The sequence below is a fragment of the Micromonospora sp. ATLC20 genome (assembly GCF_057196585.1).
In genome coordinates, this window is the sequence record NZ_JBXUOV010000193.1 from 1 (window position 1) to 10506 (window position 10506).

Here is a 10506-nt window from a genome sequence, read left to right on the forward strand (position 1 = left end):
TCTTCAACGAGGGCATCCTCAAGGTCGAGGAGACCCACGTCGACGACAACACCGCAGGCGGCAACGGCGGCGGCATCGCCAACGGCAGCGGCCTGTCCGGCGGACACGGCCCGACGGCCTCCGCCGCGCCGAAGGGCTACGACAAGAAGGAGAAGCACCACGAGGCCGGCACGGTCGAGATCTTCGGTTCCGACCACGGCAAGGACGGCGTGAAGTCGAGCCTGTCGGACAACCGCGCCGGCAAGAACGGTGGCGGCCTGTTCAGCAGCGGCGGCACCGTCACGGTGTCCTTCACCGCGATCACGGGCAACACCGCCTGCGAGAACGGTGGCGGCGTCTACGCCGAGAACACGGACCTGCTCCTGGAGAAGGTCCACGTCGCCAAGAACCACGCCGACGGCGACGGCGGCGGTGTGGTGGTCACCGGCGGCAAGCACTGGGGCTACCCGGAGAACAAGGAGCACGCCAGCGCCACGATCGCCGACAGCAAGATCGTCGACAACACCGCCAACCGCTTCGGCGGCGGCATCTTCAACGGTGAGTGGCTCATCAAGATCGAGGACGGCTTCCTCGCCCGCGACCACGACAAGGACGACAACGCCACCCTCACCATCCGCGACACCGACATCAAGGGCAACACCGCCCTCAACGGCGGCGGCATCTTCAACAACAAGGCGAAGATCACCCTGACCAAGACCCACGTCACCAAGAACACCGCCACCGACTCCAGCAAGCTCCACCGGGTCGCCGGCGGCGTCCTCAACAACGAAGGACGCGTCAAGCTCGACGACAAGTCCCTCATCAGCAACAACGACCCCACCAACTGCGCCAACACCGTCGAGGACTGCTTCAACTGACCTGACGGTCCGCCGGTACGCGACCGGCCCCCTGCCACGTGACGTGGCAGGGGGCCGGTCGGCCGTACCGGTCAGCTCTGGACGAACACCGCCACGCTGCGCGCGGGCACGGTGAACGTGCCGGCGGCCCGGTCGAACGACGCGGTACGCAGCGCCGGGTCGGCCGAGTTCCGCAGCACCGGGTGCAGTGCCACGTTCGCGCCGCGAAGCCCGGTGACCGTCTGCTTCGCCGTCTCGGGCGTGGCGTTGAAGACGACTGTCACCGACTTCCACTCCCCGTCCAGCCCTCGCGCGTCGAGGGTCATGGTGAGCACGCCCGGGGTCTCCGTCGTTCCGGACAGCGGGAACGCCACCCGCTTCTGCACCTGCTCGGCGGTGTCGAGCCCGAACACCGGCGAGGACCGGCGCACGCGCAGCAGCTCCGCGTACCGGGCGTCGGCCAGGTCGATCGCCGCGCAGTCCGGCACCAGCGACGGATCGGCGAGCAGCGGCTTCGCGTACGACCACTTGTCCTTGTTGTCGGCCTCCGGCGGCAGGCCGGCACCGAACCCGTTGCCCTGGGCGCAGTTCCATCGGATCTGGTTGAACCAGTCACCGGAGTTGTACGAGTTGCGGTCCAGCGACTTCGAGCGCAGCCGCTCCGAGCCGGTGGTCACGAACCCGGCGCCCTGCCCGAGCGCGGTGGTCGCCAGTGCCAGCACCTGCATCCGGGCCCGGTCCTGCGCCGAGGTCCCCTGCGGCAGCTTGTACGCCAGCGCGTCGTACAGGATCTCGTTGTCGTGCGCGTCGACGTAGGTGACCGCCTCGCCCGGCGCGGCGGTGTACCCGGCCGGGGCGCCGTTGTAGTCGACCTGCGCCCCGGTGACCCGCTTGCCGGTGGAGTCGGTGAACCGGTAGCCGCGCAGGTTCCCGGTCAGCCCCACCTTGATCAGGTCGTGCTGGTGCAGCAGCCGGGCCCGCTGCTCGGCGGCCGAGCCGTTCACGTCGTCGCCGTTGGGGTCGGTGTAGAGGCCGGAGGCGAAGCCCTGCACGCGCGGGTTGGCGTCGAACGGGCCGCCGCCGCGCACCGCGTCGCGGAGCCGGTCGTTGAACGTGCCGACGCCGGTGCCGGCCATGTTGGCCTGGGTGGCCTGCGTGAACCGGGCGTCGTCGGCGACCTCGCCGAAGTTCCAGCCCTCGCCGTACAGCAGGATCTTGCGACCGTCCACGCCGTCGCGGGCGAGCGTGAGCTTGTCCAGCGCGGCCCGTACGGCCAGGATGTTCGCCTTCGGGTGGTGGCCCATCAGGTCGAACCGGAAACCGTCGACCTTGTACGCCTTGGCCCAGGTGACCAGCGAGTCCACCACGAGCTTGCCCATCATCGCGTGCTCCGGCGCGGTGTTGGCGCAGCAGGTGGAGTTGGCGACGGTCCCGTCCTCCAGCAGCCGGTGGTAGTAGCCCGGCACCACCTGGTCGAGCACCGACTTCGGGTCGGCGCCGGCGGCCGAGGTGTGGTTGTAGACCACGTCCATGACCACCCGCAGGCCGGCCTTGTTCACTCCGGCGACCATCTGGCGGAACTCGGTGGTGCGCTTCGCGCCGTTCGGGTCGGTGGCGTACCCGCCCTCGGGCACCGTGTAGTGCAGCGGGTCGTACCCCCAGTTGTAGCCGTCGGTGCCGGCGACCGCCGCGACGCACTTCTGCTGCTCGTCGGAGTCCGGCGGCAGCGCGGCCAGGTCGCAGTCCGGCCGGGCCTGGTCGGCCCGCTTCTCCGGGATGGTGGCGAAGTCGAAGGCCGGCAGCAGGTGCAGGTGGTTGACCCCGGCGTCGCCGAGCTTGCGCAGGTGCTTCATGCCGGCGCTGTCCGGGTCGGTGAACGCCAGGTACGTGCCCCGCCGGTCGGCGGGAACGGTGGTGTCGGCGATGGAGAAGTCCCGTACCGACAGCTCGGAGATCTGGACCTTCGACGCCGGCACCGGGGCCGGCTTGCGCAGGCTCGCCCAGCCGGCCGGCGCGAGCGCCGGGTCGGTCAGGTCGACGATCTGGCTGTGCGTGGAGTTCGGGGCGAGCGCCACCGAGTACGGGTCGGTCACCGACGCGGTGACCATCTTCTGCGTGGCCGGCTGCCACGCCTGCACCCGGTAGCGGTAGTAGCGGCCGTTCCACGCCTTCGTGCCGCGGACCGACCAGACGCCGGTGCGGTCGTCGCGGCGCATCGCCACTGTGGACGGCTGGGCCGTGGGCGAGTCGAACAGCTCCAGCGACACGGTCCGCGCGGTCGGCGCCCACACCGCCAGGGTGGGGACCCGGCCGGCGAACGTCGGGCCGAGCTTCGCGCCGGTCGCCGCCGCGTAGACGTCGTCGAGCACGCCGGGGATCTGCACGCCGGTGGCGGCGAGCAGCGCGCCCTCCGCGTCCCGCTCGGTCACCACGATCTGGCCGCGCAGCGCCGCCGGCACCCGGGCCAGGTCGGCGCGGTCCAGCGAGAAGGCGCGCGAGGCCCAGAGATGGGGGTACGCCTGCCGTTGCGCCTCGGTCAGCCCGTTGCGCTGGGCTCGCAGTCCGATGGTGGTGTACGTGCCGGTCAGCTCGCCGTCGACGAGGCCGATCCCACCGGCCGGGGCGACTGCCAGCGCGTACCGCCTGCCGTCGGTCGGCCCGGTCGCCCAGGCGACTGTGGACCTGTCGATCCACTGCGCCTTCTGCTTGGTCAGGTCGAGGTCCTTGGCGGCGCCGGACGTGGTGGTGGGCAGCAGCCGTCCCTTGACGCCGGCCAGGAGCCACACCTCGCGTCCGGCGCCGGCGAAGTCGAGCCGCTGGTCCTCGGGCTGATCCTTCTCGTCGCCTCGGTGGATGATGTAGCTCAGCCCGGTCGCCCCGGCGGCGAGGGGCACCCGGAACACCGCGCCGTACGCGTCGATCTTCTCCGGCTTGAGCGGAGCGGCCCAGTCGGTCGGGGTGGCCGCGCCGTCCCACAGGTGCAGGCCCCAGCCGTCGTAGTTCCCGTCGGCCTTGCGCCAGTGGATCAGCGCGGTGTCCTGCGCGACGGGCGGGTCGGGTTCGCCGGTGGCGGCCTGCCGCGTCGGGTAGACCGCCGGGTCGCCCTGCTTGACCCAGACCTCGCCGGTCGCAGTCACGTCGATGGTGCGGTCGTTGGCCACGTCCTTGCTGCCGTCGCCGTCGATCACGAGGAAGCCGACGGTCTTCGCGCCGGGCTTGAGCTTGACCCAGGCGAACCGGCCGTACGAGTCCTCACCGGCGAACGGCTGCCCGGCGGGCCACTGCGTCACGTACGCCGGGTCGATGTCGCCCCAGGCGTAGAGCCGCCAGTCGTCGTACCCGCCGGCCGGGCGCTGGTAGTGCACGATCGCCCAGTCCCGCGACGCGCCCTGGGCGGGGGTGCCGACGGTGCCGGTGGCACGGGCGGTGGCGGTGCGGCCCTTGCCGTCGCGGACCACCGCCTTGTACTCCACGCGGGTGCCGCCGGGCAGGCCGGTCAGGTCGTGGTGCACGGTGTACGGCGCGCGGTTCGCGGTGCCGAGCAGCGTCCACTTGCCGCCCGCGACCCGGGCGGCGAACGTGACGGTGGCGAGCGGGTCTCCGGTCACCTGGGCGGTGACGGCGGCCGTGCCCGGGACCGGGTCGTCGCCCGGCTCGGTGATAGTGATCGTCGGGGCCCCGGCCTGCGGGATCGCCCGGTCGGCCTTCAGCACCAGCGCCGACATGGCCGGCACGGTGACGCTCAGCTTGCCGTCCGCGCCGGCCGTCGCGCCCGCGGCGCCGCCGTACACGCCGGTGAAGCGGGCGTCGGCCGACCAGGTGTCCACCGTGACAGTCTGCGGCGTCGCGGCGTTGTTCACCGCCGCCACGTACTCGATCCGGTCGGCGGGCAGGACGCGGGAGAACGCGAAGACGCCCGGCCCGTCGGCCGCGTACCGGGTCACCTGCACGCCGTCGCGCAGTGCCGGGTGCGCCGTCCGCAGGTCGCCCAGCTCGGCGATGGTCCGGTAGAGCGGGTGGCGGGTGTCGTACTGGTCGGCGGCGTGGGTGCGGGTGGTGCCGATCAGGTCGTCGTCGAGGTAGTCGGCGGTCCGCGAGGCGAACATGTCCTGCCGGGCGTCCTTGTCGCCGCCCGGTCCGGTGAAGCCCTGCTCGTCGCCGGAGTAGACGACCGGCTGGCCGCGGGTGAGGAACATGAGCTGGTGGGCGAGCTGGCTGCGGTTCAGCTGGGTGGCGTCGTCACCGCCGGCGGCGGCGACGAACGAGCCGATGCGGCCCATGTCGTGGTTGCCCAGGAACGTGGTGAGCCGGTTGGCGTTCGTGTCCCGCGCGGAGTACAGGTCGTCCTTGGCGTACACGTCGGCGAGCGACTTGGCCGAGCCGTCGGCGGCGGCGTACCCGCGTGCCGCCTCCTGGAACGAGAAGTCGAGCGTGGCGGGCAGTCCGCCCTGCCGCACGTAGGTGGACTGGATCTCCTGCTCGGCGCTGTAGACCTCGCCGAACATGAAGAAGTCCTTCTTGCCGGCCTTCGCGGCGGCGGCGTCGATGCCGCGCGCGAACTGCGGCCAGAAGTCGAGGTTGGCGTGCTTGACCGTGTCGAGGCGGAACCCGTCCACGCCGGCCTTGCCGATCCACTGGGCGTAGATGTCGGTCATGCCGCGGACCACCTCGGGACGCTCGGTCCACAGGTCGTCGAGGCCGAAGAAGTCGCCGTACTCGCTGTTCTCCCCGGCGAAGGTGGAGTCACCGCGGTTGTGGTACATGGTCGGGTCGTTCAGCCACGCCGGTACCTTGACCTTCGCGTCGGCGGGGGTGGCGAACACCGGGGTGTACGGGAACGACGTCGAGTTCACCGCCGGGAACTTCCGGGTGCCGTCGGCGTAGTTGCGGTCCTCGAAGGGGCGCCCCTGCGCGTCGCGGTAGGGCGCGGTCTTCTTGTCCACGTAGCCGTACTTGTCCTCGGCGTACCTGATGACGTCGGCGGTGTGGTTGACGATGATGTCGAGGTAGACCTTGATGCCCCGGCGATGGGCCAGGTCGACCAGCTTCTTCAGCTCGGCGTTGGTGCCGAAGTGCGGGTCGACCTGGGTGAAGTCGGTGATCCAGTAGCCGTGGTAGCCGGCCGAGACGTCCGCGCCGGTGCCCTGCACGGGCCGGTTCTTGAAGATCGGCGCGAGCCAGATGGCGGTGGTGCCGAGCCCCTGGATGTAGTCCATCCGGTCGATCAGGCCCTTGAGGTCGCCGCCGTGGTAGAAGCCCTTGTCGGCCGGGTCGAGGCCGGTGGTGAGCCGGCCGCCGGTGAGGCCGCCGGTGTCGTTGCGCTTGTCGCCGTTGGCGAACCGGTCCGGCAGGACGAAGTAGAACTGCTCCGCCTTCGCGGTGCCGGTGCCGGCCTTGAGCAGCGCGTCGGCGGACGGCTCGCGGTTCCACTGCGGAGCGTTGCCGGCGGCCAGGACGTCGGGGGTGGCGGCCGGACCGGTGGCGTCGGCGCCGAGCTGGTGGAGCGCCACCGGCACGCCGACGAGAGTGAGTACGAGGGAGGTGACCAGGGCGAGCAGCGCCTTGGGGGATATCGGCGGGGGTTTCATCGACGGCCTTTCTCTGGTCGCTGATTCGCCCGCACGCTAGCCCTTGCCGAAACATTCTGCAATACCTTGCAAACACTGCCGCAACAAAGCAGACAGCTTGCAAGAAGAGACGTGGACGCCAGCCCCGGTCCGGGGCGCCGGAACTACCGCTCGGTGCAGGGCGAGCGGTCGACGGTGCAGCTCAGCGGCCGGGTACCGGCCCGCTCGATGTGGAACCGCACCGGCAGGGACTGCCCGGGGGCCAGGTCGAACCCGCTGCGGTAGGTGAAGACGCCGTCGTCGAAGCGGAACACGCCCTGCTCGGCACCCTCGACCCAGGCGGTGACCAGCCGGCCACCCGGGAACACCGCGCGCACCGTCCAGCCCTGCGGCGTACGCGCGGTGTTGACCAGCAGCACCTCACCGATGAAGCCGCCGTCGAAGACGCTCGGCACGCTGTACCGGCCGGTCACCGCCGACGGCGGCGCAGGAGGCGCAGGAGGCGTCGGAGGCAGCACCGGCCGGGCCACGCCCCGAGGGCTGGGAGTCGGCGCGGCCGGAGTCGGACGGGCGGGCACCACGGTGGACCGCGGCGACAGGCCCGGCACCACCGCAGCGGTGGCGGAGGCCGGCGACGGGCCGGTGGCACCGGCCGCCGTGGGGGTCAGCGGCATGCCCGGCAGCGACATCGGCGGATCCGGCGGACCGGCCGCCGGGAACGTGCTGCGGCCCCGCACCGAACCGAGCGCCACCACCAGCAGGACCAGCATGACGACCACGCCGGCGGCGACGAGGATCCAGGGGGACGAGGTCATGGCGGCCCCGGGCTGCGGGCCGGGACGGCGCGTGCGGGACATGGTCCTCCTGTCGGGGTCCGGGCCAGCGTAGCCACCCGGGACGGGTCGCGGCGAGCGCCGGAGGTCGGGGTCTGCCGCACGGCGTTCGCACCTGATACCTTGCACGCCGATCAATGACCACAATGGCTCGTCGAGCCGGTAGGACGGTTGGCCAGTGACTGAGTGGCAGGACAGTATCCGGCGGGCGTCCGCGGCGGACGCCGCCGTCGTGACCGCGATCCTCGCCGAGGCGTTCATGCGGGATCCGGTGAGCGGCTGGGTCTTCCCCGACGACGACCACCGCGCGCGGGTCCATCGCGCCTTCTTCGGACCGTTCGTCGCGCTGGCGCTGCGCACCGGTGAGGTGTACGTCGCCGGTGACGGGCTGGGCGCGACGCTCTGGCTACACACCGGCGAGGGCCACGACGCCGAGGACGGTGGCGAGTTCGACGGGCTGGAGAACGCGATCGGGGCGGAGGCCATGAAGCGGTTCGGCACGCTCGACGAGATGATGAGCGCCCGGCACCCCGCAGAGCCGCACTGGTACCTGCCCTTCATCGGGGTGCACCCGGACCATCACGGCAAGGGCGTCGGCTCGGCGCTGCTGCGTCACAGACTGGCCGAGCTGGATCAGGCCGGCACGGCGGCGTACCTGGAAGCCAGTTCGCCGCGCAACGCCGCGCTCTACGAGCGGCTCGGATTCCGGCGCCGTCCGGTCACGCTGGACCTGCCGGAGGGCCCCAGCCTCTACCCGATGTGGCGCGACCCGGCCTGACCCGTACCGTCCCGCCCCGGCTCGACCCGGGGCGGGACGTCATCGCCGTACCGTCGTGGTGGTGACGTCGAGCGCGCCCACGACGGCGGCGAGCAACCCCTCGAGCTGAGCCGGCAGGAACCGGCGGCAGTCGCGCATCCGCGTGGCCACCTGCGGGTCGAAGATGTGCGCGGCCAGACCGACCGCCTCGGCGAGCGTCGCCAGCAGCAACGTGCCCGGGTCCAGCTCGGCCGGGGACGAGTGCATCAGCATCGCGGTCAGCCGCACCCGCGGCGAGGCCGCCTGGTTCGGGTCGATGGCCGGCCAGCGCACCGTCCGGCCGATCAGTTTGCCCTGCTCACGACGGAGCACGCCGGCGGTGACCAGCCGGGTGCCCACCCGCTCGTTGATGTTGAGCTGGGTCCGCAGGTAGCGGATCCACAGCCGGGCCGGGTGCGCCCCCTCGCGGCGCAGGATCTCGGTGATCAGCAGATCGGTGAGCGGCTCCTGCCACAGCCGCGGATCGACGGCGGCGATCCCCCCTCCGTCGAGGGCGATCCGGCCCTCGAACATCAGCTCGGCGAGCGCGGCGCCGGCCAGCCCGCACTCCAGCCGGTCGACAGCGACGTGTGGCTTGCCGGTGAACTCGTCGTGTCCGATAAGGAACAGCGCATCCGCAAGCCGGTAAGTGGCCTGTGCCCCGGGGTAGGTCATGGTCCATCCTCGAACGGTGGCCGTGATCGTCGACACGGGACGGTACGGCATGACCACGCACAGCTCAATTCCGGCCGTTCAGGCGCACCCCAATCGATATCGAAGCGGGGTTGTCACGATACGTGATCACCAATACCCTGCTTCAGGTTGTTCCGAAGTAGACACATCAATCCCCTCACCCCCTCCCCTGGAGAAGCCTTGTCCTCCGATCCGTTCTTCTCCGACGGTGGGCTGCGCCGCGGTCGTCTCGGCACCGCTCACCTCGTCTTCTTCACCGTCGCCGCGTCCGCCCCGCTGACCGTTCTCGGCGGCGGTGTCACCACCATGTACGCGGTCAGCGGCAACATCGGCGCCGCGCTCGGATACGTGCTCCTGGCCGCCGTGCTGGCCGTCTTCGCCACCGGCTACGCCGCGATGAGCCGGTACGTCGCCAACGCGGGCGCGTTCTACGCGTACATAGCCAACGGCCTCGGCCGGGCCGGCGGGGTGGCCGGCTCGGCGGTCGCGCTCGCGGCGTACAACGCGATCCAGATCGGTCTGTACGGCCTGCTCGGCGCGATCCTGGGCGACTTCATGGACGCCAAGACCGGCATCAGCCTCGACTGGTGGGTCTGGGCGCTGCTGGCCTGGGTGTTCATCGGCGCGCTCGGCGTGTTGCGCATCGACCTCAACGCCACCGTCCTCGCCGTGCTGCTCGTCCTCGAGTGCGTGGTCGTGCTGATCTTCGACCTGGTCGCCTTCGCCAACCCGGACGGCGGCACCGTCACCGCCGCCGGCATCAGCCCCGGGCACCTGTTCGGCGCCGGCTTCGGGGCGGTGCTCGCGTTCACCATCGCCTCCTTCACCGGCTTCGAGAGCGGCGCCATCTACAGCGAGGAGGTCAAGGACCCGCGTCGCACGGTGGCCCGGGCCACCTACATCGCGGTGGCGTTCACCGGCCTGTTCTACGCCTTCTCTGCCTGGGCGCTCACCGTGCTCACCGGCCCGGAGAACGCTCCGGCGGCGAGTGCCGAGGCGGGGCCGGGCATCATCTTCGGCGCGCTCGAGCAGTACACCGGTGTCGTCGTCGCCGACATCGCCAACGTCCTGTTCATCACCAGCGTCCTGGCCGCCCTGCTGTCGTTCCACAACGGCGTGGCGCGCTACCTGTTCGCGCTGGGCCGGGAGCGGGTCCTGCCGGGCTTCCTCGGCGCCACCTCCAGCCGCAGCGGCGCGCCGGTCGCGGGCTCGCTGGTGCAGAGCGTCCTCGCCGTGGTGGTGTTCCTGGCGTTCGCGATGACCGGCCGTGACCCGGTCATCGACCTGTTCACCTGGCTGTCCGGCGCCGCCGCTGTCGGCGTCGTGCTGCTGATGACGCTCACCTCGGCCTCCGTGGTGGGCTTCTTCCGCGGCCGTCCCGGCCCGGAGAGCGCGTGGCAGCGGGCGATCGCCCCGGCGCTCGGCACGATCCTGCTCACCGCCGTGCTGCTGGTGCTGCTGTTCAACTTCGACGCGCTGCTCGCCCCCGACACGGCGAGCTACCTGAAGTGGCTGCTCCCGGCGATCCCGGTGGCGGCGGGCGTGGTCGGCCTGATCTGGGGCGCGATCCTGCGCACCAGCCGCCCGGAGACGTACCGCCGGATCGGCCAGGTCACCGAGGAGGGCCTGCACGAGCCCGGCCTGCACCCGGCCCCCGAGGCCGACCGCTGGGCCGGCGCCCACCACCGCTGACGTCGGTCGGTGGGGGGGGGCGGGCGGCGGGGCGGGCGGCCCGCCCCCCCCCAGCCGCCGGGGGGCTCGAGGGGGGAGTCTCCCGCGGC

5 protein-coding genes and 1 pseudogene are annotated in these 10506 nt (G+C 71.6%); 3 read left to right on the top strand and 3 right to left on the bottom strand.

The window, feature by feature from the left end; genetic code table 11:
- A pseudogene (locus AC2CHG_RS26770) lies at positions 1 to 857 on the top strand (hypothetical protein); the annotation flags it as partial.
- Positions 858 to 928: 71 nt separating this feature from the next.
- Here the strand turns inward: AC2CHG_RS26770 and pulA are convergent.
- Positions 929 to 6424 (bottom strand): pullulanase-type alpha-1,6-glucosidase, encoded by a 5496-nt coding sequence (gene pulA / locus AC2CHG_RS26775; RefSeq protein WP_484525840.1) that lies wholly within the window; start codon positions 6422 to 6424, stop codon positions 929 to 931.
- A gap of 143 nt (positions 6425 to 6567) precedes the next feature.
- Positions 6568 to 7260 (bottom strand): cellulose binding domain-containing protein, encoded by a 693-nt coding sequence (locus tag AC2CHG_RS26780; protein ID WP_484525841.1) that lies wholly within the window; start codon positions 7258 to 7260, stop codon positions 6568 to 6570.
- Between the two features lie 154 nt (positions 7261 to 7414).
- Between AC2CHG_RS26780 and AC2CHG_RS26785 the strand changes: the two genes are divergently transcribed.
- Positions 7415 to 8014 (top strand): GNAT family N-acetyltransferase, encoded by a 600-nt coding sequence (locus tag AC2CHG_RS26785; protein WP_262014381.1) that lies wholly within the window; start codon positions 7415 to 7417, stop codon positions 8012 to 8014.
- A 39-nt stretch (positions 8015 to 8053) separates the two neighbouring features.
- On the opposite strand, the gene AC2CHG_RS26790 is transcribed toward AC2CHG_RS26785, so the two are convergent.
- Entirely contained in the window at positions 8054 to 8707 is a 654-nt protein-coding gene (locus AC2CHG_RS26790; protein WP_128137146.1) for a GOLPH3/VPS74 family protein, read from the bottom strand.
- A 198-nt stretch (positions 8708 to 8905) separates the two neighbouring features.
- Here AC2CHG_RS26790 and AC2CHG_RS26795 point away from each other — a divergent pair, with 198 nt between their 5' ends.
- Positions 8906 to 10417: an APC family permease gene (locus AC2CHG_RS26795; protein WP_484525842.1), complete on the top strand. Its 1512-nt coding sequence runs from the start codon at positions 8906 to 8908 to the stop codon at positions 10415 to 10417.
- Positions 10418 to 10506: the final 89 nt, after the last annotated feature.